Origin of the sequence: Butyrivibrio sp. AE2015 (assembly GCF_000420825.1) — a bacterium.
Taxonomy (GTDB): domain Bacteria; phylum Bacillota; class Clostridia; order Lachnospirales; family Lachnospiraceae; genus Butyrivibrio.
In genome coordinates this window covers 112,616-135,217 of the sequence record NZ_ATVR01000006.1, presented here as the reverse complement: position 1 = coordinate 135,217, position 22,602 = coordinate 112,616, and the positions used below count along the sequence as shown (strand labels likewise).

Below are 22,602 nucleotides of genomic sequence, written 5' to 3'. Positions count from 1 at the left end.
TCTTTCTTTATTTCCATTTCGATGACATTCCATGGCTGTTTGCTCACTATTTCCTTATCTATAAATCCAACCTTCTTATAACATTTATGAGCCAACTCGTTGTTTTCAAAAACACCGATGGTTACAACATCAACGCCAAGAATCTCAAAGGCATATTTCAGACCAACCTGTAACATCTGGGTTCCATAACCTTTACCACGAATAGAGTCATCTACAACCACCCATCCAAAACGAAGTATTTTATTATCTCCGTGCAAATATCTCATGATAAAATGTCCGAAAACCCCGTTTTCATCAAATGCTATCCATGGATAAAAGTTATCCGGTTCTTTACAGTCACCATTATTCAGGCGGTATTTCTCATCAATAGTTTCTGCTGATATTGGAAACTCACCAAAGAGTTCTCCTCCCCATTTGAGGAATGCATCTTTATCTTTAACCCATTCTGCTATCTTTACGGCGTCACTACTTTTGTATTGTCGTAACCTAACCATAATCAATTACCTCATCGAACGATAAACTGAAATTCAAAACTTATACTTTATACATTTATTTCAATTTATTCTGTTCAGACCACTCTTTATTCATAGCTATTATTCCTCGCTGATATGATCCGTTTGTCATCGTGCATTTAACTGAAAGATTCTTCTCCCTCATCACTCACATTTCTTAATATAATAAATGAATTCATTATCCCGACTCACTTCCACATATCCCAGCTTGGTATAAAAGGCGTTTGTTCTGACATTCCAAATGGGCGTATCTAATACAAATTCCTTTACATTTGAAAACATTGTCTCAATTTCCTGCATCATGTAGACTCCATAGCCTTTGCGATAATGCTCTGGGCTTACAAAGATCCTTCCAATGTTCAACTTGTCTTTTTCCAAAAATAGAATCGCACCGCCAACAATTAGTCCTTTGTCCGTGAGCATATACAAATGATTTGTTCTGGCCATCTTTGTGTGATAAGAAACAGACATATATCCAGGTGGCCCACCAGCTGACGGTGCTCCAACCTGAACATCGCTATCAAAAGCTCTTTTAGATATTCCATTAAGTGTCAAAGCATCAGAAGTGCTTGCTTTTACAAATTGTAGGCTCATATCTTTACCCTCTTCTTTTCATCATCAGATAGCAGTTAATCCCACTCATTCGAAATATTCCTTCCGTTGCCCCTTGCAAACTCTGATTCTACTCCGTTATCTCTATCTGATTGCCTTCGATTACAACTATGCAACTTTCGTAATAATTATCACCAGTCGTACGCGGTCCACTTACAACCTCAAAACCGTCCTTTTTTAACCTTGTCGTTAGCTCATCAACTTTCTCTGTACTACCAGCGCTAAAAGCAACATGAGCATAACCTGTACGATTCAAGTTCTTTTCCATATCTACAAGTCCAGGTTTATTCATTATTTCCAGCCTTGAACCATCCCCAAAGCTGATAAAGTACGATCTAAATCCTGTATTCTTATTGTGATAACCAGCATTAGAACTACCATCTAAATATTTAATAAAGAATTCTCTGGCTTCTTCTAGCTCATTTACATACAGGGCTACATGCTCTATTTTCATTAATCACTCTCCCGAATTTATATTTGTTGGTTTCTTTGCGCCAAATAAAATCGATATAGTTCTTCATTTGCAGCATTCTGAAACAAAAGGAGCGCTTAAATCATAATCCGATATTCCGGCTTTTTCTTTGAAAACCATCCACGGAATATTCCACCCTTTACTATGGAAACCACTGTAAAGAATATATCCGCAGCCAGAATGAACAGGAACGAAGGCAGCATTATTCTCGTGTAATGCTTTCCATATTCCTTCCCTCGATTAATATAGGAGGCTATCCAGATGTCAAAGGTAATAATTCCACATCCAAAGAACAGAACCTCTGCTACATTCTTTAAAAAATTCAGCAAAACATTTCTGTCTAAAAAGTTTCCTGAATCAATCCCTGTAAGAATAAGGTTCAGTATCGTGACTGCAAAAACTACAACAATCATGATCCGCATCACATTCATCATGACTCCGCCGCCTATTCCCAAGCCACCGCACCACTTAATTTTACTCCTTATACAGAAGTTCTCCATGATCTGCATAAGCGGCTCATTCTGTCTGCCTTCTATAAAGCCATTATTTGCAATTGTATATACCCTGATTTTCGGATTATTGCTTTTGCACCAGACTTCCATCTCCCTTAGAAAAGGAAGTACGTGGGATGGGACGCCGTCCACATAAAGCGGCATTGCAAAAACAACTGCATCCGCATCCTCAAGTTCTTTTAAGATATTCTCATAATCAGCCTTTGTACGGAGCTTCATTCTCTTTTTTGTTCCGGAAACAAAAATGCTTGTCATGCCAGCGATAAAACCTGATGCAGAAAGTCTCTTCTTGGGGCTGCAATCAATAAAAACTGTCTTCATATCTTCGATACCTCCAGGTCAGTGATATCATCCATAAATATAATTTCAGCAGACTGATATCCGTGGTTGATCCTGTTTCTCTCCACCATCAATTCCCACGTACTCTTTTCATTATCACTAATATCACCGTAGACTATTACCTTCCATGTGCCCTTTCTTCCGTACCTTAAAGTATGATGCATCTCCCCTCCGCGATATGTGCTCATGGGAGTTGATGCCCCAATTGACCTGTCAAGAATGTTCTTAACCTCTGGGCTGTATCCGCCGTAGCAATTCTCAGTGATGATCACAAGGTCATCAGCCTGTCCGATCACCCTGCACATTTGATGAAGAGAATCCATCATGCCACAGGTTGCCGGGTGTCTTGTCCAGCAGTCAAAGCACCCCTGGCAAGGTGCATACTTACCATCAGCCCATATCACATCCGAAAGCTTTGTGCTGACTTGCTTATGAAAACTCTCGTCAAGATCGTGAATTATCATCCTCATATTTGTTACTCCTCAAATTCAATTTATCGTTCCGATTCAAAATACTTACGGTACAAAATCTCCAAGCATTTTTGATCCAAAATAGTCCAAAAGCAGTTATACTTCCATCTCATATAGCCTCACTGACCTTATAATGATACAACTCTACTTTTTCCATATATCTCCTAATCCGCAATATCTTTCTTATGTATATCAATTATTTAAGATATTGACGCTCTCTATAACTATTTCCGGTTCCGTCAGGTGAATATAATGAGTGCTTTTCTTAGCCTGGATCCATATTGCTCTTTTCGAATACCCTAAATACTCTTTCATGATCTCCTGCCACAGTTGTTCGATCCTGGCGGCAAAAGGACGGCTGTTTCCACCAAATTCCATGTTTTCCTTAATTGCTTCCTCAGATGAATGAGTCACAAGAATGATCGGAATATCAGGATATTTTTCCTTAGATACCATATTTTTTAACGATGCACCATCGTGAGCTAACCTATACTCTTCCCTGCATGTGCGTAGATGCGTGGTATTTACAAGCGAATTAAGGATATCCTCATTTTGCTCCTTGGAAAAATTGGCATAATAAAAAGGCGGTGCCTGACACATCACTTTCTTTACAAAGCCTTTCATTCCAAGCTTAGTAAGCGTTTCTAAAAAAATAAAGTTTTTACTCTTATCTACTCCGGATTTTTTAAACTCCTTCGCAGTTAATTCCTTCTTAAATCTATTATCTTCTGTAGTTAATGGGTCCAAAAGAATTAGTCCCTTTACCATCTCCGGATAGAGACCACAGAACTCGCTGGCATACAGTCCTCCCTGCGAATGTCCTATTATCACCAGCTTTTCATCATGCGGGATTTCATCTAGGAGATTCATTAATTCTTTAGCAATATTCGTAGGCGTTCTTTCTTTATCACTCTTATCACTGTGATTTATCCCGGCTCTTTCATAGACAAGCACACCGTGATTCTCTCCAAGTTCTCTTGCAAGCGCTTCCCATTCAGCTATGCATGCTCCAAGGCCCATTTCTATTACGATATCTACAGTTTTACTTCCAAAAATCTTATAATTCATGATAGCATTCCTCTTTCCGATTCATCCTATCATCCTCAAAATAAAACAGACCCAAATACACTTATTTGAGCCTGTTCTGCACTTAAAATAATTCATTTCAATGGAAAACAAATATCTATCTCCATATATCCGTCTTCCCTTATGCCCCACACAGAACACTAAATGCCATGTCGTACATTTCTCTTGCGTCATTTGTGTTTCTTATGTAGTTTGGCTCATCCGGCTCATATCTTACATATTTTTCAACTTCCTCAATAAGAGCCAGGTAACAAACTGCTAATGCATATCTAATTTCAGTCGCTTTAGAAAGAGTTATCCTTTAAATTGCAGTCTCATTATAAATATCCAGCTCTTTCAGCTTTGTTGACAGTGGAGCTTTTTGCCCTGTACCAAGGCTTATGAAATCAGCTACCGGGTCACCCCAAAAGCCTCGCTCAGGATCAATCCAACAGATCTTGCCGTCATGATAAAGGACATTACTGTCCCAAAGATCAAAATTCACCATTCGGCAAGGTACACTTTGAAGGAGTCCTGCATGTTTATCAATATATGAAATGAACTTCTCCCCATCCGGTGTCTCGTATCCAAGCGCCTTACAATCCTTAACAAGATTACCTGCCATGGACTTTAGTGCATCATACCATGTATCGTGGAGTCCGGATTGCCTGTAACCAAATCTGTCATTTTTGATCCTGTGTATCTTGGCAAGCATTTCTATTTTCTGCCTCTGAACATTTTCATATTCATGATCCGAGAAATTCACAGCCCACAAAGGCTCTCCTTCCATCATCTGCATGATGAAGCAGTTACTCTTTACGATGCTTTTTGAAAAATCAGACACATATACTTCCGGGCAAAGAATATCTGTGTTTTCATGCATTTTCTCATACCAGAACACTTCTGATCCCATCATATTTTTCTCATATGAAAGAACCGTAGCACCCTCCGGAGGAGCTATCTTGAGGGCAAAACTCTTTCCGTCTTCAAGCATTACCTTATATGCAGAATTGAACTCTCCATTACCAAGTGGTGCAATGCTTTTCACATTCCCAATTTTATGAAAATAGAAAAGTTCCCTTATTTCTTCAAGTGTTGCTTCATATTTCGTTTTACTCTTTATCATCCTGACTCCTCTCCTGCCCTTTCTCTTTTTCCCACTCCGTACGCGAAATTACATACGCGTAAGATATTTCATTCTTGGGATCAGGGTATTCTTTCACTTTTTTCATACCATTGGCCATAGCTGTTGAGTAGGAGCCAATATTGGTATACTTCATATAAGAGTAAATCTTCTCATATTCTGTATTCTCAAATGCCCAGTCTCTGCAAGCCCGGGCAGCTTCTTTTGCAAATCCCTGTCTCCAGAGTTTCTTGTTAATGTGGTAGCCTATTTCAGGTAGCAATTCTCCGTCAATATTCTGGATTGTAATACCACAATCGCCTATGAATTCTCCTGTCTTTTTAAGTGTGACTGCCCAAAGTCCAAATCCATAGGTTTTATAATTATCAAGATTCCAGGTTATCCATCCCATTGTTTTCTCTTCATCAAACGGGGCAGGATAATGCTGCATTGTCTCAGGGTCAGATAATATTTCATACAAGGCATCAAAGTCATCTACAGTGAATTCTCTGAGGATCAATCTTTCCGTTTCTATTATCATTGTTACCTTCCTGATCACTTTCACTAGTCAATTATTTTATTTGGCCATTTGCAGATTCCTACTTCAAGTGCTCTTTCTTCCTTAATATGAAAATCTGCATATTTACAGTACCAACATCCCTTCAAGCTGGGAATCGCATCCTCTCTTGGTGTGTATGCCGGGCAGATATCTTCAGGCCATACACTTCCATCTCTCTTGGGAATATCATAAGTGTTTGTTTTGTTATCCATTAAAAGTAACTCTCCTTATAATGAACTTCCGCTCTCGCATTCGCTCGCCGGAAGACGCGCGAACCAAGCTCAAAAGTACTTCGCTAGGTTCTTACAGCCTAAAGTCCATATAACTATCCATAACTTCGGAATATCTGCTCTTTGTTACAGGTATCTGCTCGCCACCGCGAAGCGTAATATCTATCTTGGTCAATTTATCAATTGCTGCTATATTCACAGCTATTGATTCATGACATCTTACAAAATCTTTGCTTGGATGATTCTCTGAAAGATATTCTGCAAATCCTATTCTCAGGGTTGGGGTTGATATGATCTCGCCATTATCCATGTGATATGAAACCACATGATTACGATATTCTATATAAAGAATGTCACTAAGGTGCAGTGTCTGCATACCACCCTTGATCTTTATACAAACGCTTTTATCACTCCCGATATCCACGCGTGAAATAGCCAGATCAAGAGTTGAAAAGAACTTTTCCTTTTCAATCGGCTTCAAAATATAATTTATGGGATTTACATCAAAAGACTCCAGCGCATATGAGCTCTCAGAAGTTGCAAAAATGATCTGGGCATCCGGCTGATTCCACCGTAGTTCTCTGGCAGCCTGTATTCCTGTAACCATTGGCATAACTATATCCAAAATGTAAATATGGGGCCTGTAATGCTCGCACTCCTCTATAAGTGTGTCCGGGTGATCAAATACCCTGACATGTGCTTTTATAGAGTTTTTCTTCAAGTAGTCCTGAAGAAGGACATGTACCTTTTCCCGATCAGACTTGTCATCATCACATATAGCAATACGTAATTCAGAATCCTCAATAAAATCCTTATTTTCCATATAACCCCCTGTAATAGTGTGATTGACTATATCAAACCAATTATATCAGAGTTTTTCATTCTTAAAGTCTCATTTGCCCTCAAGTCTGCGTTTTGCATCAGAATTTGTACTGATAATCTGGGAAAGCTTTGAGCATGCATTCATTTCATGGCAATCTCCTTTCCCAAATATGTTTTTCTCTTCCTATTCTAACTTTATCACCAAATAAAAACAGACCTTATCACTTACACTGATAAAGGTCTGTTTTACACTTACTTTTATGCTTTTTTGGAGCTGCTTAGTCAAAGTTCTTTCCAAATTTTCCAAGTAGCAAAAACGTTCCCAGCACTGCATTGAAGGTTACTGCCGAAAAGGTGCTGAATCTCTCAAATAGCCCGAATACTGCCTTTGGCATGATTCCTGTCCCGATAGGTCCAAGCAGCATTGCAGCAAGGCACACACATGCCCAGATAAAAAGAGATTTCATCCCTTCTTTTTTTGCTCCAATTATTGACAGGATCAGCGCCGTCAGTGAAAAGATCACCACAAGGGCAGTCACTATAAGGTGCATCACGTTCTGAGGGTGACTACTGTCAGCATCTGCCACCCATGGAAAGAGTTTATAACCAACATCAGAAATCCATTCCATAGCAGCAAAGAAATATATTCCCAGCCTCAAAATCTTAGTCTTAAGATTCTGAGCTGCCACGCAGACAGCCATGATTGAAACCAATCCGCATGGTCCATACAAAGCATTGAGCTGTCCGGCAAGCTCCGCAGATGGAGCTCCAACTGCAGTTAGATCGCTTACCGCCATGCTGAGCCAGTCATACCCCGGATAGGCAAGAGGCGAAAACACAACCATTGCCGTGTATGAAAGCAAACTGATAATTCCACAAATACCAAGTTTTGATAATTTCATAAATGTATCTCCTTTTGGGGTCTTGCCTTAGTATGATGTGCCTTTTCAAGCATGTGTTATTGCCTGCATCATATATTCATCGCCGCGGGTATCCTCAAAGAACTTCCCTTGTACAAAGAACGTAGTGTCTTCCTCATGGAGCTCGCTCTTTACAAAGCCACTGGTATCCTTCGGTGTAAAGCAAAGAACAACTTTCTTTACCTGCGATCCAAATGCCCTGATAACCTCATCTACTGCCCCGGCACCAATGATGGTGTGTAAGATCAGTGTGTCATCCTCCACTTCAGCAATAGCGTAGCTGTTGCACTCCTCAATATAGAACAGGTTCTCCGTCATGAACTGCGACAGATAGAACATATACAATCCGGGATTATCGACCATATAAAGCTGAGCGTTCTGTTTTTTTGTATCTAAAATCTCTACAGTCCTGTCGAAATCAATCTTATCCCTCAGCGGTACATTTTGTGCAGTGCATTCGCCAGATATTGTCACATCTTTTGTAAACTGATATTCTTTTGCTTCTCTAAACCCAAATTTTGGATAAAACTCAAGTACAGAATCATTGGCAAAAAGATAGATCCCATCTACTTTTCCGTCATAATCTTTCATGACCTCTTCCATCAGGGCTTTTGCATACCCTTTTCCTCTGTAGTCATTATCTGTCATGATCGTTCCAAGCTGTATCAACTTAACGATTTGGCCCTTATAGTTCATATTGCAGGCGTTGACTGAGACATTTGAAACAACCTCTCCGTCTAACACCACCGAATATGGGATGTAGTTGTCCTTCCAAAATCCATTTCTATACCAGTTTTCGAAGTTAAGCCCAAAGGTCTTTTCCGCCAATCTGTTAAAAGATGCTCTAAGAGCTTCATTGTTTCTATAATTCTTTTCTATGCAAAAAGTCCTTAGTCCCATCTGCTCCTCCAGTGCTCAATCACAGTCAAATATTGCCTTGCTCTCAATTCTGTCTCCATAAGTATCCTTCCACTTCTTATGCACCTCAGATGCATCAAAGCTATTTAGTCCTTCCGCTGACAGATTCATCTCTATCATGATGCTGTATCTGTTCTCTCTGGTACTGTTGGACTTATGTATCACAACTGACTCCACACCCGGGATTTCCAACGTAGCGCCAAACAACTCCTTGATCTCTGGGAATAATTTCTCCGTATCGCGCCTATCTTTAAACTTAGCAATTATGTAATGCTTCATTAGTCAAATCTCCTTTGGCCACTCTGAGCCGACATCTAACCCATTTCATGTGCTTTTTTGCCCTGGTGCACCGCTTAAAGTACACTACATGCTCCAATCAAGTCAGTACAGATATAATTTTTCCTGATTCTATACGATATCTATCTGTTGCTATCCTATCAACAAAGACCTTATCGTGGGACGTAAACAAAAGCGTCCCCTCGTACTCCATTAACATTTTCTCAAGTGCTTCGACCGATGGAATATCCAGATAGTTAGTAGGTTCATCAAATATCAACAGATTAACATCTGACACAAACAGCATGGCAAAAGAGAGTTTCATGCGCTCGCCACCGGAAAGCTCAAATGCCTTTTTATTCATATCTCTTTCTGATAATAAGAGACGGGCAAGTACTATCCTGGAAAGGCTCTCGCTCTGGATACTGACTCTGCGCACATTTTCAAGCACTGTCTGTTCAAGATCAATCTGTGACATGTTCTGCCTGGCATATCCAATTTTCGCTCCGGGAACAATGTGTATTCCCTCATACTGGTCACTTATCAGCTCAAGAAGGGTTGTCTTTCCCACACCATTTCCACCAAGAAGAGCTACCTTGCTGCCATTTCTAATAATAAAGTCAGCATCATCAAATATGATATGGTCATCATATTGAAAAGATATATGCTCTCCTCTAATGACGATAGGATTCCTTGGTGGATTGGTCAGTCTGAAATCCGGTCTTGCTGTGAGTTCTTCCTTCGGTTTCTCTTTAACCTCCATATGTTCAATTCGCTTGAGCACATTTGCGGCACTTTTTTCTATTCCTCGCGCTTTGTCTTCAGGCTTCCTGTTGCCGCATAAGCTGATGGCCTTTGCCTCGCTTGAAGTAAGATTCCTTGGTTTTTTCTCAACAGTTTTTGCCTTTGCTTTTTTCTGAGCATAAACCCCCTGAAGCCGCTTTTTCTCTGCCTGGTAGTTCTCATACTCTGACTGCATGGCTTTAAACTGTTCTTCTTTTTGAATAACGTAGTCATCATAATTACCCGAATAACAGTTAAGCTTTCCAAAAGAAATCTCTACTATACGGTCACATATATCATTCAGTACCGATCTGTCATGACTGATCATTACCAGCGTTTCTATTTCTTTTAACCGCTTCTTTAGCATCTCCACGCCTTCATAATCAAGGTTTGATGTAGGCTCATCTAAAAAAGCTACTGCATGAGGACATGAAAATAACTGGGCCAGTCTGATCCTTGTATCTTCACCGCCACTTACATTATCCTGCCAAAGCTTTTGGCTTACACCCATTTTTCCTGCTTCGCTAAAGTCTGTCTCGTAGTATGCGTCGCTCCCGCCAAACTGTTCAAAACAGAAAGGCTCACAGTCTCTTGAAACGAAGCCTTTAGTTGGCTCTAATTCACCTGAAAGGATTTTAAGGAGCGTAGTCTTTCCAGCACCATTCATTCCAACAAGCCCAACTTTCTCGCCTTCATACAGGTAAAATCTGTCAAAATCCAGAACTGTCTGCTCACCAAATGAATGTACTATATTCTCTGCTTTAATCAATAATCTCTTAGACATATACAAGCCTCCCTTGTTGGCTTTTTAGTAAAAAAACTAAATAAATAGCCTATCCTGCGTACGCAAAATAGACTCATACAAAAAAGACCTATATATAACACAGGCTCAGAATGCATGATAATCTAATTTAAGCGTACACATAATACTGCTATCAGAAATAGCAGTAACATCAACATGTTCACCTAAATTAAATTATCTAATAATCATTCCTTCACCCTACGAAAAATCGCCCTTTCATTTATAAAAAGATGATAGCATATGCTCCGGATCAGAACAAGCCCTTACACTGATTTGGGCTTGTTTTACACTGATTTGCATTTACTCATTATTTTTCCGTCTTTCCAGACTATATCTATAGTTTTATTCCCTTTAAGCTTAAGGCCTTTGATACATCCGCTTTTCCACTCTTTCGGAAGTGCCGGAAGCAAGATTGGCCCGTCTGCAGTGTCATGAAGCAACATATTGGCAATCGCTGCAGTAGCGCCAAAGTTACCATCAATCTGAAAAGGTGGATGATTATCAAACAAGTTATTCAGCGTAGATCTGGTCAGAAGCATATTTAAGTGCTCAAGGGCCTTCTCTCCATCATGTAGCCTTGCATAGAAATTTATTATCCATGCCCTGCTCCATCCGGTATGTCCGCCGCCATTTTGGAGTCTTCTGTCAATTGTGACTCTGGCAGCATTTGCAAGCTCTTTTGTGGACTGAACCGAGATCTGATCTGAAGGGAAGAGACCATATAACTGTGAAATATGCCTGTGTCCCGGCTCTTCCTCCTGATAGTCTTTTGCCCATTCCATTATCTGGCCATGCTTCCCGATATTTGTTGGACGTAGCCTGTCTTTGGCTTTTTGCATTTCATCAATTTCTTCATCATGCCTGCCAAGAACATCAGAAGCTGCAATACATTGTGTGAAAAGATCTCTTAAGATCATGTTGTCCATTGTTACACCATATCCATTGCAGCCTTTATGGAATGTGTCAATTATATATGTATTCTCAGGGGATACAGAAGGGCAGGTAACGAGGTATCCGTCCTTATCTTCAATAAGGAAATCCAAAAAGAATCTGGCGGACTCAAGCATAAGATAATAGTTATTTTTCAGGAAATCCTTATCACAAGTATACTCATAGTGGTTCCAGATATGGGTGGACAGCCATGCAAAGCCCATTACCCAGTATGTCCCGGGAATCCATTGATCCTGGGGCGCAGTATCTCCCCATATATTTGTGTTGTGATGAGCTACTATTCCTCTGCAGCCGTACATTGAAGAAGCAGTTTCTTTTCCATGCTCATACATTCTTTCCATCAGATCAAACAGTGGTAGGTGACATTCGGAAAGATTACAGATTTCCGCCGGCCAGTAATTCATCTCAGCATTGATATTTATGGTATATTTGCTGTCCCAGGCGGGAATGAAGCTGTCATTCCATATTCCCTGAAGATTTAGCGGCAATGATCCGGGTCTGCTTCCGGAAATCATCAGATATCTTCCGAAATTGAAGTATAGAACATAAATACCAAGATCTTTTACTTCATTCCCCTTATCAACGCATTTTCTTACAAGCTCAAGCCTTTTATCTGTCGGCATTTCTTCATAACTTCTGTCATCTGAATCCAGAGAAAATGAGACTCTGTCAAAGAGCTTTCTGTAATCGGCTATATGTCTTTTCTTTAATTCTTCATATGGCAAAGTTAAACTGCACTCTTCACAAAGCTCTTTTTCAAGCTCTTTATATCTGAATGTAGATCCACCGTCTATGGTCAAGAGCACTTCGTCTGCTTCTTTAACAACAAGACTCTCACCTATTACAGCAACCTGACCTCCTACGGCATTTGCAGTAACTACTACTCCAAAGTCCATTCCATCACTGCCAAGTTTGCCATAAAGATAAATAGTATGGTCATTTATTTTCTTAACTGCCTGATACTCTCGCCCTCTTGTCAGTAATGCATCAAAAGATATACTGCTTCCTTCAGAGGCTGAGATACGCATAAACATACATTTATCAGGGTAACTGGAAAACATTTCTCTCTTAAAAGCTATGTCTCCAACTTTAAACTCTGTAGTTGCAACTGCGTTTTCAAGATCAAGAGCTCTGCGATAATCCTTTATTTCACCATTTTTATAGTCAAAAGATATATCGAGATTTCCTAGTGTCTGATAAGGCTGCATACTCTGAGGAATTCCGGAGAATGCTCTCTTTAAAAGTTTCTCGCCTTCTTTTATATTTCCATCCATCAAAAGCTTTCTTACTTTTGGAAGGTTCTTTAGTGCATCCGGATTATTTCTGTTTTTATAGCCTCCCAGCCAGATAGAATCTTCATTCATCTGTATAAGCTCTTTTTCCACCCTGCCGAATATCATTGCTCCCAGCCTTCCATTTCCTATAGGCAAGGCTTCATTCCAATTTCCAGCCGGCTGCTCATAATATAATTTTGTATTCCCCATTGTGACATTTACTCCCCATTTTCTCTATAATCAAATTATAAATCAGGTAGTCCTTGGTTTAAACTTCATTTGTTTTCTATTTTGGTATCCTAATTTTCGAATTATTTAATAAAAGGTATCATTTTATCAAATTTCAAATAAAATGATACCTTTTATTGTCTGTTTATGAAAATAATCCTATTTATGCCTTACTCTTCATATATTTATCCATATCTTCAGCAATCTGCTTGGATACTGCAACCGCAGCAACTACAGTCTTGGCTCCTGTAACCACATCCCCTGAAGCAAATACTCCGGGAAGTGAGGTTTCTCCTTTTGAATCTGTTGCAAGATTACCTTTTTCATTAAATTTCAGGTCCTTATCGTGATTTACCAAACGATCCTGAGGCACCTGAGAAATAGCGATTATTATGCTGTCTGCAGGAATAAGATGCTCCGAATTCGGAATGACTTTAAATGGAGTCTTTTTCAGTTCCTCTCCCTTAGCCTTGCTTTCAGCAATCTTCTCTTCATCGGGTTCCATATCGCTAAATACTGCCCCATCGTCTTCTATTCTGACGATGGCTTTACGAAATTCAAACTTTACTCCATCAACCTTGGCATATTCATATTCTGCCTCAGAAGCGCCTACTGAATCGCCCCTCACATATACAACAACCTCTTTTGACCCATGTCTTATGGCAGTTCTGGCTACATCCATAGCCGCATTACCGGCACCTATTATTGCTACCCTGTCACCAAGCTCGTATACATCCGGGTTGTTGAGATAGTTTATTGCATAGAATACATTACCAAAGGTCTCACCCGGAACGCCAAGCCTTTTTGGCTTCCATGCGCCGGTTCCAATAAATACGCTCTTGTAACCGTCATCAAGAAGGTCCTGTATTCCTGTGGAACCTCCAATGGAGAAATTAGGTCTGAACTTAATTCCCAGCTCACGCATTTTTTTATAATACCTGTCTAAAATTGATTTCGGCAATCTGAATTCAGGAATGCCATATCGAAGGATTCCACCGATTTTATCATGTGTTTCAAAAACAGTTATGGAGTATCCCTTGAGGGCAAGAATAATAGCAATTGTTATTCCTGCCGGGCCTGCACCTATTACAGCTGCCTTCATGCCATTTGAAGGAGCAGGATTAAGCTCTAATCTCTCAAAACAGGAATCGGAAATGTAATTCTCAATTGAAGAAATATGAATAGGCTCTCCTTTAATGCCCCTTACACAATTGCCTTCACACTGATTACCATGGTTACATACCAAAGAACACACCATTGAAAGCGGATTGTTCTCAAAGAGCATCTGAGCTGCTTCCATCATACGATTTTCCTTAAAAAGGCGTATCATTTCAGGAATATTTGTATGAATAGGGCATCCATTTTCCCTGCATCTGGGATTTGGACATTGTAAACAACGATTTGCTTCATCAATAACGTGCACAGACATATAATACTCCTCCATTTTTTATCACTTTGTTCAAGTAATACATACGATTATGTTATGTTAATTTATATCACTTGAACATATGCTAGTGTAAGCGCTTACACTAGCAAAAATGTGGAATATCATGAACATTAAAAGAATAGGAATAACCTAAAGAAAAATGACAATATCTGCAGGATTATAAACCATCTAAAGACTTTAAATAATAATGAGCCGCCATAAACAGGTGTCCTGTTCCAACCGGTCCAATTATTCCAGGTATTCCAACTTTCATCAGGTCTGTCATAATTCCTGTTAAAATCTGCATTTGTCCAACGCCAATAAGTACCATAGTTTTCAAAAGGATTCTCCTCCTGACTATAGGTCCTCTCCTGAGATTGAGATTGAGACTGTGATTGTGCCTGCGAATATGAATATGCACTTCTGTATCTCTCAGCACCCGGACGTGTCAAAATATCATATGCAGCGTTTATCTCGTTCATCCTCTTAGCTGCAACTTCATCTCCCGGATTTAAATCCGGATGATACTTCTTGGCAAGCCTTCTATGTGCTTTTTTTATCTCTTCTTCTGAAGCTCCGGGACTTATCTCGAGAACTTTATAAGGATCCATTACCATACCACTTCCTCCATACTAATCAGGTCTTTTTGATAAATCTCTCACCACATTTAGGACATCTTATTTCAATGCGTCCTTTGCCCTTTGGTACCCTGATCTGCTGATGACAGCTCTTGCATAAATAATATCTGCTGACAGAACGGTCTCTCCACTGAAGTCTTGCAAGATTTGCATATCGTCTTGGAACCTCTGTGAGCTGCAGGAATTTCTGGTTCTCAGCATATCTTTTAGAAATGTTTTTCGAATAGATCCTAAAGATCGTATATCCGAATAATGCCACCCAAATAAAGTAAATTACTGCACTTTGAGCAAATATATTGATCACGAGCATAAGAATCGCTAGCGCATTGCATGTCCTTGCTAAATTATCAAAGCCATTTCTTCCGTAAAAGAACTGTGCCATTTTATACATCATCTGATTACTAAACTGTCTGAATCTGTTCATAGTCATGCCTTTCTCTCTAAAAAGATTTTAAATTGAGGTTTCTCAATTATCATCCTATATTCTCACTGCCAAAACAAACATAACAGATTTTGCAAAATCAATTAGTTTATTTTGCCATTTTTGTTATGTACAATACTACTCCTTAAAACTTAATTCAAGTTAAAGATAACTTGCTTATGAAAAAACTTTCCACTAATCTCCACGCTTGTGATATGATACTTTCCGGAATTACATATTTAAAACTCATATTCTAGGAGGTTTCCATGGGAGGATTTTTTGGAGTAGCATCTCGTGAGAGCGCAGTTTTTGACTTGTTTTACGGAACTGACTACCACTCACACTTAGGAACCAGACGCGCCGGAATGGCCGTTTATGACAGAAAGAAAGGATTTGACCGCTCTATCCACAATATCGAGAGGTCATATTTCAGACCAAAGTTTGAAGACGATATGCTCAAGATGGAAGGACATCTTGGTATCGGAAGCATTTCAGATTTTGAACCACAGCCACTTATCGTAAGGTCACATCACGGAACATATGCCATCACTACTGTTGGCAAGATCAACAACATCGATGAAATAACCAAAAAGCTCTTTACTGACAATCACTCACACTTTCTTGAAATGAGTGGTGGGGATATCAATCCTACAGAGCTTGTTGCTTCTATTATCAATCAGAAATCTACAATCGTAGAGGGTATTCGCTACGCTCAAGCTATAATCAAAGGATCTATGTCTCTTCTTCTGATGACACCGGAAGGCATTTATGCTGCAAGAGACCGCTATGGTAGAACTCCTGTCCAGATTGGTCACAAGGACGAAGGATTCTGCGTCTGCTTTGAAAGCTTTTCTTATTTAAATCTTGGATACACCCAATATAAAGAACTTGAACCTGCTGAAATTGCATTTATCACACCTGAATCTGTTGAAATTGTTGCTCCTGGAATGGGCGACATGAGGATCTGTACCTTCCTTTGGATTTATTACGGATTTCCTGCCTCAACATATGAGGGACTAAATGTAGAAAGAATGCGTTATAATTGTGGTGGAAAGCTTGCTCAGCGTGATATGCAGCGTGGCATTCATCCAGACCTTGTTGCAGGTGTTCCGGATTCGGGTGTTGCCCATGCTATCGGCTATTCCAATACTTCTGGGATCCCATATTCGAGACCTTTTGTAAAATATACAGCTACATGGCCCAGATCATTTATGCCAACTGTTCAGTCAAGACGTGACCTTATAGCTAAAATGAAGCTCCTTCCTGTAAACCAGCTCATTAAAAATAAGAGTCTTCTTCTCATTGATGACTCTATAGTAAGAGGAACACAGCTTAGAGAAACCACGGAATTCCTATATAAGAGCGGTGCCAGCGAAGTTCATATCCGTCCTGCCTGCCCTCCTTTGATCTACGGCTGCAAATACCTCAACTTCTCCCGTTCAAATTCAGAGATGGAGCTTATCACAAGACGTGTGATCGAAAAACTTGAAGGTTACCCTTCTCCAAACGAGGAAACTGTTAGAAAATACACCGATCCTGATTCACCTCAGTATGAGGCAATGCTTGAAGAGATCAGAAAAGAGCTGAATTTCACTTCACTTCATTACCACAGACTGGATGATATGATCGAAGCTATACCGCTTGAGCCATGCAAGCTTTGCACATACTGCTGGAGCGGAAAAGAATAAATAATTTATCTGGAGAGAAAAATGTATTATTTGATAAAGAATACTTTAGAAGAATGTAGCGCAGAACAGTGCCATGACGCAGATTCACCTTACGTTGCAATCCTGACTCCTGAGCAGTGGTTGGAACAAAATGAGAACTTTGACATGGGTATTGATTTTGACATGAACAGCGATGATATTCTTACAACTAAAGCCGATGTCAACTATGATTCTCTTACAGGAACGTTTTGCCTGCCGGTACAATCAACCGGCAGCGAAACGCCGGAAAGCTTCTCTTTTGCTCTTGATGAAACCGGAATAGTGTTCATAGACCAGGGAAAAAGCGCTTTGAATCTTGTAAAACGCATTAAGCAGAACAAAAAATGGCGCAAGCCCTCTCTTGAGAGATTTCTCTATGATTTCCTTGAACAGATCATTCATAACGATCTGCAGCTCATGCAGCTTTACGAGCGCGAGCTTAATGATATAGAAAAAGAGATTATGGAAAACGCTGAAGACGCTCATATGCAGCGTAACAACGAAATTCGCGGTGATATAAGAGATCTTCGAATCCATTATGAGCAGCTGCAGGATTTTGGTCAGGAGCTGGAAGAAAACGAAAACGGATTTTTCAGTGAAGAAAACCTAAGATACTTCCACATGTTCTCTAACCGCGTTGACAGACTTTATGATGCTGCAACTCATCTTCGTGACTATACGATCCAGCTCAACGATCTGTATCAGTCACAGCTTGATGTTAAGCAGAACCGCATCATGACAGTGCTCACAGTGGTTACCACTATTTTCATGCCACTTACACTGATAGCCGGATGGTATGGTATGAATTTTAAATATATGCCAGAGCTTGAATCACGCATGGGATACCCTGTCATCATCGGACTGAGTATCCTTATTGTGGCAGGCAGCCTGACATTCTTTAAAATTAAGAAGATCCTGTAAATAGTTGAAAAAGGAATCACCCTTTAATTACAATCTCTTCCATAACCTTGGGGATAAGGCTTTTTATCTTATCCCCATATTTTATTTCGATATAATCACAAAACTCTTTTGGATCAGCGCTGTTGTCCGCAAACATATCCCAGTGGCCCGGGATAACAAGCCTTGTCTTACAATCACCTGCAAAATCTGCGGCCTCCTGATAGGTCATATTACCTATGCAGTTTCTCCTATAACGCACTGAGTCACGCCCGTTTATCGGAAGAAGCTGGGCATCTATTTTGCCAAACGCCTTAACCTTTCCCAACATTCCCTCGTAGCGGATTGTATCACCTGCATGATGGATCCTTACTCCGTTACCTTCAATTATGTACTGAAGATGCGGATAAAGCATAGTTTCCGGGTCTCTGTCCAAAAATTCATGAGATGCTGCAATAGCAGATATTGTCACATCTCCCAATTTTATCTTTTCACCATCATTAAGTCCTAGCGCATTATCAGCACTAATCCCATCTGCAAGAACACTTTTCATATGTTTTCTTGGAAAGACAAACTTTGCTTCAGGATTTGTTTTTGCCCATATTTTCCAAGCTTCATGGTCTATGTGGTCAAGATGATCATGCGTCCCCAAAAAAGCTGAAATTCCCTCAAGTTCCCCGGCCGGAACCGGTGGTTCAATCTGTCTGGAAGGATCCGGTGTTGCATAGTAGTCTATACTAAGCACTGTATCGCCCATCTTCACAATAAGCCCCATCTGGCCCATCCACCACAATGAAGCTGTACCTTTCGGTGTATTTGTATCTAAAATTCTTTTTACCAGTTCATTCATACCAACGTGCCAATACCTTTTTGAATATTATTGAATATCATCCACTCTGTCCACTGTAAACAGACAAGGAATAACAAGGAAATTGCTTCCTCTGCCCTTCTCACGGTCAAAATGAGATTCCGGGTCAGCTTTAAGCCAGTCATTTATAACAACAGACTCTTCGTCAACCCCTTTGATATTCACATTATTTCTGGGTTCTTCATAATATGAGAAAAGAAGATTCTCATGAAGAGATATATATGCATACTTATCCCCTTTAAGAAGGCCTTCATTTACTATTGCAGTGTGATGCATTACATATGAGGGGAGTTTTTTAGGAAAAACAAAAGCAACTCGCCCTACACGTTCTTTTTTATCTGTAGTGCGCTCAAGCTCCCATTTTTCAAGGTCTTCTTCCGGAATATGGTGATAATAGACATTAATCATAGGCGCAAAATATCTGTCGCCATCCTCCTCCGGCCATGGCTTTAAATATGGCTGAAGGTCATACATGTACTGATCCACTGAAAGATAAGGTTCACTGTAGTCGTCAACTATCTCTTCCAGATAAAGAAATCCCATGCTGTTATACTTGTAAAAAGAGGCGTTGCAGACTCTCCCCTCTCTTATAAGCTTTTTAAACTGATCCTGACATCTTTCTATAATGTTATCCGGTAAAATGTCTGCTGTAAGTAATTTAAAACTGCATCTGTACTGTGAACGTCTGATCATTTTTATCTCCACCCATTTTATATTGTTTTTGTCCCTTCTTCATTTACTATATCTTTTTTTTCACCTCTTGTCTTTATCAATCGACTCCAAAAGAAGAACTGTAAGGATCACATAGACTACTGTCCACATCAAAAGCCATATCCAGCATCTTAATACGATTGCGGGATCAAAATCATACTCATGATTCTGGTTAAGCTCGCCGGTTTTCATCAAAAGATCATCCCTCATATTGTTGGACTCTATTTCCCTGAAAACAGTCAAAAGAGGCTTTTCTCCATCAACTTCCACATCCTTCATCTTAAGGGCACTGTTCCACACGCTTACCATTGGAAGCGAATTATACTCACCCTGCGCACAGAGAGCTGTCAGTCCCCATTTTGTAGCTGTCAGATTGGTAAATGGCATAGCTTCCTGAGGCAAGTTAAAAAATGCTCCTGAAAACAACAGCTGTACTATCAAAAGAAATGGCATTATAGTCATGGCTGTTGTAGTCGTCTTGGCAAAAGCTGAGATCAAAAGTGCCAGCATGTCTGCGCAATAAGTTATAAGGAAAAGTGTCAGACCAAAATCTACCACTGCCCAAGGGGTTATCAAGCTTTTTTGTGGTATTTCCACTCTCATGAGCATACATACACCAATTGTTATCACAACCTGCAATATGCACAAAAATGCCTGATAAATCATGTGCGCAGCAACGTAGGCACTTATGTGAAGGCCTGATCTGTGTTCTCTTTTTACTATAGCTCTTTCTCTGCAGATAACCTGAATTGAATTAAAGAATCCATTCCAGATGCATATACAGGAAATAGCAAAGGTACCCATAAGAGTACCCTCCATGGTCTTGTAAATATTCTGCCCTACAGAAAATCCCACCAGCCCCGCGATTACTGCCGCCATGGGCAGAACCTTCCAGTCATTTTGGAATAAAAACATCCTGAAGAACTTCCCAAGATAAATTAGTGTCTGGAAAAACCTTCCTCTATGTCTGACTTTGTATTCTTTCATCGAAAGTCACCCCACCTTTTCTTTGATGCGATCAGCATATTTCTCAACAAATTCATCAGCTTTTCCTTCTCCGCCTTCATCCTTCTGGTTTATGGAAAGAAGTATCTCCTCCATTGAGTTTTTGCCAAAAAACTCATAGGCTTCTTTTACCGGCCCATACCAGGCAAGGCGCCCTGTTCTCGTGGCATCCTTTGCCAAAACGATCACATCGTCAAAAAGATCTATGACTCTGTCAGGAGTGTGCGTTATAACTAAAACTATTTTTCCCTCATCCGCTATCTCCCTCAGCTTTTCAAAAAGGCTTCTTGCTACAACACCATCAAGACCTGAGTCAGGTTCATCAAGAATAAAAAGAGACGGATTGGAAATAAACTCCATGGCAATGGACAGCCTTTTTCTTTGCCCTCCCGAGAGCTTTTCCACCAAGGAATTCCTTACAGTTGTAAGCCCAAACTGGTCCAACATATTTGCGATTCGGTTTTCTCTTTCCATAATAGATGCATCTGCAGATAACCTCATAAGAGCAGCATCTGTAAGGGTCATTTCAACGGTATCATTCCCTCTCATCAGATCCTGTTGAGGAACAAAACCTATATCATATTTCATTTTCTGGTAATCTTTATATACATCATTATCATCCAGCATTACGCTGGCATCGGCTTTTTCATAGCCCGTAACTGCATTTAACAGGGTTGTTTTTCCTGCTCCTGACCCTCCAAGAAGAAGTACCATATGTCCTCTTGGTATTGCCATATGAATGTCTTTAAGCAGAGTCTTTTTCCTGAAAAAGTCTATGACTGTCCTCTCCGTGATATTGACCGTAAGTCCTTCCGAGGCAGCCACAATGTCCTTTCCAAGCTCTTTTGCACCATTTTTAGCGACCTGAACTACCTTTTTTTCAGGCACATACTTTGGAGCCACTCCCCAAAGTATTAGTACCGGGCCATCGAAAATGATCAGTGGGATTATCCACCTCTTTTTAAGGCCGAACATCTTGATCAGCCCTAAATAGATCCTGATTGTATAGATAACATTTGTTACATATAAGGCTATAAGCGGAATTGAAATAAGTAGCTCAACTTCTTCCGGACCGTCAATAACAATCAGGGTCAGCGTGATCAGATAATAAAAAAATGTAGTTACGGCAAAAACCCTTCCCTCTTTCTCTTTGTCGGCACATAGAGCCATGTGATACTCTCTGGCAAAAGGGATCAAAGCCCATATTCTTTTAACACCACATTTCTTGAACAGAAACCAACAGCCAAAGATCATGAGAATATTATTGCATGTAGGGAATACATCTTTTAGAATCTGTGGTTCAAACATAACGTTCTCCTTTTTAATCTACTATATGACGTTTTGTTATTATTATTTTATCATCCACAAAATCAATCGCCAAGCTCACAAATAGCAATGAAAAGCTGCCATCCCAGATTTACCACCTGAAATGACAGCTTAATAATGAGAGGCCTGTTATTAACTTATTAATCCTGATTCTGTATCTGTGTCACATAGTAATTATTCAGATACTCACAAGCATAAATCTTGCCTTCATCTGTCATGAGGCATGGAATATCTCCTGCCATAAAGAAGTTTAATACCAGTGTTCCTTCAAATGCATATCTCTCTACAGCACCAATGCCATTAATTGTCGTATTGGATTGAGTATAATCGGTATACACATGGCTTATTCCGTCGTTGATATAGGCAATGTCTTCACCATTTTTCTCATAAAGGGCTACGACTATCTCGCTATTATCATCAGCCTGGCCATGAAGTGCAGTTAAAAATCTCGCGCCACTTATGTAAAGCGCAGCGTCATTTGCCGCCAATACATTCGTAGACATCAGGTTTCCACTCAATGCCATCGATAATGCAAGAACTATACCAGCTAAGAGCTTAATAAACTTTCCCATAATACTTTCACCATCCTTATCGTGTATTTTTGATTGCAATAATATATACGAATCGCATTGTGGAAATGGCAATAAAATTTCCTTGGATTTTTTTTATAGTTTTTTTATAATTATTTTCCCTAGATTCGGTTAAAATAGGTCTAAGGATTTTTTTGTTTGGGGAG

The 22,602-nt window shown here is 39.9% G+C and carries 25 protein-coding genes; 2 read left to right on the top strand and 23 right to left on the bottom strand.

Features of this window, described 5'->3' with window-relative positions:
* From G585_RS0105165 to G585_RS0105080, 18 genes are all read right to left on the bottom strand, one after another.
* Positions 1 to 494: GNAT family N-acetyltransferase (locus G585_RS0105165; RefSeq protein WP_022773462.1), on the bottom strand; the 494-nt coding region annotated here is incomplete at its 3' end.
* Between the two features lie 162 nt (positions 495 to 656).
* Complete coding sequence (locus G585_RS0105160) at positions 657 to 1,106, bottom strand: GNAT family N-acetyltransferase (protein WP_022773461.1); 450 nt, start codon at positions 1,104 to 1,106, stop codon at positions 657 to 659.
* A gap of 88 nt (positions 1,107 to 1,194) precedes the next feature.
* Complete coding sequence (locus G585_RS0105155; RefSeq protein ID WP_022773459.1) at positions 1,195 to 1,578, bottom strand: VOC family protein; 384 nt, start codon at positions 1,576 to 1,578, stop codon at positions 1,195 to 1,197.
* A 95-nt stretch (positions 1,579 to 1,673) separates the two neighbouring features.
* Positions 1,674 to 2,429: a hypothetical protein gene (locus G585_RS18770; protein ID WP_022773458.1), complete on the bottom strand. Its 756-nt coding sequence runs from the start codon at positions 2,427 to 2,429 to the stop codon at positions 1,674 to 1,676.
* A complete protein-coding gene (locus tag G585_RS0105145) occupies positions 2,426 to 2,917 on the bottom strand; it encodes an iron-sulfur flavoprotein (RefSeq protein ID WP_022773457.1) in 492 nt (163 codons plus the stop codon). The genes G585_RS18770 and G585_RS0105145 overlap by 4 nt, the downstream gene beginning before the upstream one ends.
* Positions 2,918 to 3,109: 192 nt before the next feature.
* Positions 3,110 to 3,985: an alpha/beta fold hydrolase gene (locus G585_RS0105140; RefSeq protein ID WP_022773455.1), complete on the bottom strand. Its 876-nt coding sequence runs from the start codon at positions 3,983 to 3,985 to the stop codon at positions 3,110 to 3,112.
* 319 nt (positions 3,986 to 4,304) lie between these two features.
* On the bottom strand, positions 4,305 to 5,108 hold the full coding sequence (locus G585_RS0105135; RefSeq protein ID WP_022773454.1) for a phosphotransferase family protein: 804 nt from the start codon (positions 5,106 to 5,108) through the stop codon (positions 4,305 to 4,307).
* On the bottom strand, positions 5,095 to 5,646 hold the full coding sequence (locus G585_RS0105130; protein WP_022773453.1) for a GNAT family N-acetyltransferase: 552 nt from the start codon (positions 5,644 to 5,646) through the stop codon (positions 5,095 to 5,097). The genes G585_RS0105135 and G585_RS0105130 overlap by 14 nt, the downstream gene beginning before the upstream one ends.
* Positions 5,647 to 5,669: 23 nt before the next feature.
* On the bottom strand, positions 5,670 to 5,876 hold the full coding sequence (locus tag G585_RS0105125; protein ID WP_022773451.1) for a hypothetical protein: 207 nt from the start codon (positions 5,874 to 5,876) through the stop codon (positions 5,670 to 5,672).
* A gap of 91 nt (positions 5,877 to 5,967) precedes the next feature.
* A complete protein-coding gene (locus G585_RS0105120; protein ID WP_022773450.1) occupies positions 5,968 to 6,717 on the bottom strand; it encodes a LytR/AlgR family response regulator transcription factor in 750 nt (249 codons plus the stop codon).
* Between the two features lie 277 nt (positions 6,718 to 6,994).
* Complete coding sequence (locus tag G585_RS0105115) at positions 6,995 to 7,618, bottom strand: DUF998 domain-containing protein (protein ID WP_022773449.1); 624 nt, start codon at positions 7,616 to 7,618, stop codon at positions 6,995 to 6,997.
* Between the two features lie 45 nt (positions 7,619 to 7,663).
* Positions 7,664 to 8,536: a GNAT family N-acetyltransferase gene (locus G585_RS17190; protein WP_022773447.1), complete on the bottom strand. Its 873-nt coding sequence runs from the start codon at positions 8,534 to 8,536 to the stop codon at positions 7,664 to 7,666.
* A gap of 15 nt (positions 8,537 to 8,551) precedes the next feature.
* Positions 8,552 to 8,833, bottom strand: a complete 282-nt coding sequence (locus G585_RS0105105) for a Dabb family protein (RefSeq protein ID WP_022773446.1) — start codon at positions 8,831 to 8,833, stop codon at positions 8,552 to 8,554.
* A gap of 97 nt (positions 8,834 to 8,930) precedes the next feature.
* Entirely contained in the window at positions 8,931 to 10,397 is a 1,467-nt protein-coding gene (abc-f, locus tag G585_RS17185; protein WP_022773444.1) for a ribosomal protection-like ABC-F family protein, read from the bottom strand.
* Between the two features lie 302 nt (positions 10,398 to 10,699).
* Positions 10,700 to 12,850: a glycoside hydrolase family 95 protein gene (locus G585_RS17180; protein WP_022773443.1), complete on the bottom strand. Its 2,151-nt coding sequence runs from the start codon at positions 12,848 to 12,850 to the stop codon at positions 10,700 to 10,702.
* Between the two features lie 181 nt (positions 12,851 to 13,031).
* Positions 13,032 to 14,297 (bottom strand): NAD(P)-dependent oxidoreductase, encoded by a 1,266-nt coding sequence (locus G585_RS0105090; RefSeq protein WP_022773441.1) that lies wholly within the window; start codon positions 14,295 to 14,297, stop codon positions 13,032 to 13,034.
* Positions 14,298 to 14,425: 128 nt separating this feature from the next.
* Entirely contained in the window at positions 14,426 to 14,911 is a 486-nt protein-coding gene (locus G585_RS18765; RefSeq protein ID WP_022773440.1) for a J domain-containing protein, read from the bottom strand.
* 19 nt (positions 14,912 to 14,930) lie between these two features.
* Positions 14,931 to 15,362, bottom strand: coding sequence for a Zn-finger containing protein (locus G585_RS0105080; protein ID WP_022773438.1), 432 nt, complete (start codon positions 15,360 to 15,362; stop codon positions 14,931 to 14,933).
* Positions 15,363 to 15,619: 257 nt separating this feature from the next.
* Here G585_RS0105080 and G585_RS0105075 point away from each other — a divergent pair, with 257 nt between their 5' ends.
* Together G585_RS0105075 and G585_RS0105070 are read left to right on the top strand one after the other, a co-directional pair.
* A complete protein-coding gene (locus tag G585_RS0105075; protein ID WP_022773436.1) occupies positions 15,620 to 17,041 on the top strand; it encodes an amidophosphoribosyltransferase in 1,422 nt (473 codons plus the stop codon).
* Between the two features lie 21 nt (positions 17,042 to 17,062).
* Entirely contained in the window at positions 17,063 to 17,980 is a 918-nt protein-coding gene (locus G585_RS0105070) for a magnesium transporter CorA family protein (RefSeq protein WP_022773435.1), read from the top strand.
* Positions 17,981 to 17,996: 16 nt separating this feature from the next.
* Here the strand turns inward: G585_RS0105070 and G585_RS17170 are convergent, their stop codons facing one another.
* The 5 genes from G585_RS17170 to G585_RS0105045 form a co-directional block, all read right to left on the bottom strand.
* Complete coding sequence (locus G585_RS17170) at positions 17,997 to 18,806, bottom strand: MBL fold metallo-hydrolase (protein ID WP_022773433.1); 810 nt, start codon at positions 18,804 to 18,806, stop codon at positions 17,997 to 17,999.
* A 27-nt stretch (positions 18,807 to 18,833) separates the two neighbouring features.
* A complete protein-coding gene (locus tag G585_RS0105060) occupies positions 18,834 to 19,517 on the bottom strand; it encodes a hypothetical protein (protein WP_022773432.1) in 684 nt (227 codons plus the stop codon).
* Positions 19,518 to 19,577: 60 nt separating this feature from the next.
* A complete protein-coding gene (locus G585_RS0105055) occupies positions 19,578 to 20,522 on the bottom strand; it encodes an ABC transporter permease (protein ID WP_022773430.1) in 945 nt (314 codons plus the stop codon).
* Positions 20,523 to 20,528: 6 nt separating this feature from the next.
* Entirely contained in the window at positions 20,529 to 21,848 is a 1,320-nt protein-coding gene (locus tag G585_RS0105050; protein WP_022773429.1) for an ATP-binding cassette domain-containing protein, read from the bottom strand.
* Positions 21,849 to 22,006: 158 nt separating this feature from the next.
* Positions 22,007 to 22,438 carry a hypothetical protein gene (locus G585_RS0105045; RefSeq protein WP_022773428.1) on the bottom strand — a complete coding sequence of 144 codons (432 nt, stop codon included), beginning with the start codon at positions 22,436 to 22,438 and terminating at the stop codon, positions 22,007 to 22,009.
* Between the last annotated feature and the right edge of the window lie 164 nt (positions 22,439 to 22,602).

Bases quoted from the DNA above. Each gene is read 5' to 3' on its own strand.
- G585_RS0105160 (WP_022773461.1), bottom strand. From the start codon at position 1,106: ATGAGCCTACAATTTGTAAAAGCAAGCACTTCTGATGCTTTGACACTT.
- G585_RS0105155 (WP_022773459.1), bottom strand. From the start codon at position 1,578: ATGAAAATAGAGCATGTAGCCCTGTATGTAAATGAGCTAGAAGAAGCC.
- G585_RS18770 (WP_022773458.1), bottom strand. From the start codon at position 2,429: ATGAAGACAGTTTTTATTGATTGCAGCCCCAAGAAGAGACTTTCTGCA.
- G585_RS0105145 (WP_022773457.1), bottom strand. From the start codon at position 2,917: ATGAGGATGATAATTCACGATCTTGACGAGAGTTTTCATAAGCAAGTC.
- G585_RS0105140 (WP_022773455.1), bottom strand. From the start codon at position 3,985: ATGAATTATAAGATTTTTGGAAGTAAAACTGTAGATATCGTAATAGAA.
- G585_RS0105135 (WP_022773454.1), bottom strand. From the start codon at position 5,108: ATGATAAAGAGTAAAACGAAATATGAAGCAACACTTGAAGAAATAAGG.
- G585_RS0105130 (WP_022773453.1), bottom strand. From the start codon at position 5,646: ATGATAATAGAAACGGAAAGATTGATCCTCAGAGAATTCACTGTAGAT.
- G585_RS0105125 (WP_022773451.1), bottom strand. From the start codon at position 5,876: ATGGATAACAAAACAAACACTTATGATATTCCCAAGAGAGATGGAAGT.
- G585_RS0105120 (WP_022773450.1), bottom strand. From the start codon at position 6,717: ATGGAAAATAAGGATTTTATTGAGGATTCTGAATTACGTATTGCTATA.
- G585_RS0105115 (WP_022773449.1), bottom strand. From the start codon at position 7,618: ATGAAATTATCAAAACTTGGTATTTGTGGAATTATCAGTTTGCTTTCA.
- G585_RS17190 (WP_022773447.1), bottom strand. From the start codon at position 8,536: ATGGGACTAAGGACTTTTTGCATAGAAAAGAATTATAGAAACAATGAA.
- G585_RS0105105 (WP_022773446.1), bottom strand. From the start codon at position 8,833: ATGAAGCATTACATAATTGCTAAGTTTAAAGATAGGCGCGATACGGAG.
- abc-f (WP_022773444.1), bottom strand. From the start codon at position 10,397: ATGTCTAAGAGATTATTGATTAAAGCAGAGAATATAGTACATTCATTT.
- G585_RS17180 (WP_022773443.1), bottom strand. From the start codon at position 12,850: ATGGGGAATACAAAATTATATTATGAGCAGCCGGCTGGAAATTGGAAT.
- G585_RS0105090 (WP_022773441.1), bottom strand. From the start codon at position 14,297: ATGTCTGTGCACGTTATTGATGAAGCAAATCGTTGTTTACAATGTCCA.
- G585_RS18765 (WP_022773440.1), bottom strand. From the start codon at position 14,911: ATGGTAATGGATCCTTATAAAGTTCTCGAGATAAGTCCCGGAGCTTCA.
- G585_RS0105080 (WP_022773438.1), bottom strand. From the start codon at position 15,362: ATGACTATGAACAGATTCAGACAGTTTAGTAATCAGATGATGTATAAA.
- G585_RS0105075 (WP_022773436.1), top strand. From the start codon at position 15,620: ATGGGAGGATTTTTTGGAGTAGCATCTCGTGAGAGCGCAGTTTTTGAC.
- G585_RS0105070 (WP_022773435.1), top strand. From the start codon at position 17,063: ATGTATTATTTGATAAAGAATACTTTAGAAGAATGTAGCGCAGAACAG.
- G585_RS17170 (WP_022773433.1), bottom strand. From the start codon at position 18,806: ATGAATGAACTGGTAAAAAGAATTTTAGATACAAATACACCGAAAGGT.
- G585_RS0105060 (WP_022773432.1), bottom strand. From the start codon at position 19,517: ATGATCAGACGTTCACAGTACAGATGCAGTTTTAAATTACTTACAGCA.
- G585_RS0105055 (WP_022773430.1), bottom strand. From the start codon at position 20,522: ATGAAAGAATACAAAGTCAGACATAGAGGAAGGTTTTTCCAGACACTA.
- G585_RS0105050 (WP_022773429.1), bottom strand. From the start codon at position 21,848: ATGTTTGAACCACAGATTCTAAAAGATGTATTCCCTACATGCAATAAT.
- G585_RS0105045 (WP_022773428.1), bottom strand. From the start codon at position 22,438: ATGGGAAAGTTTATTAAGCTCTTAGCTGGTATAGTTCTTGCATTATCG.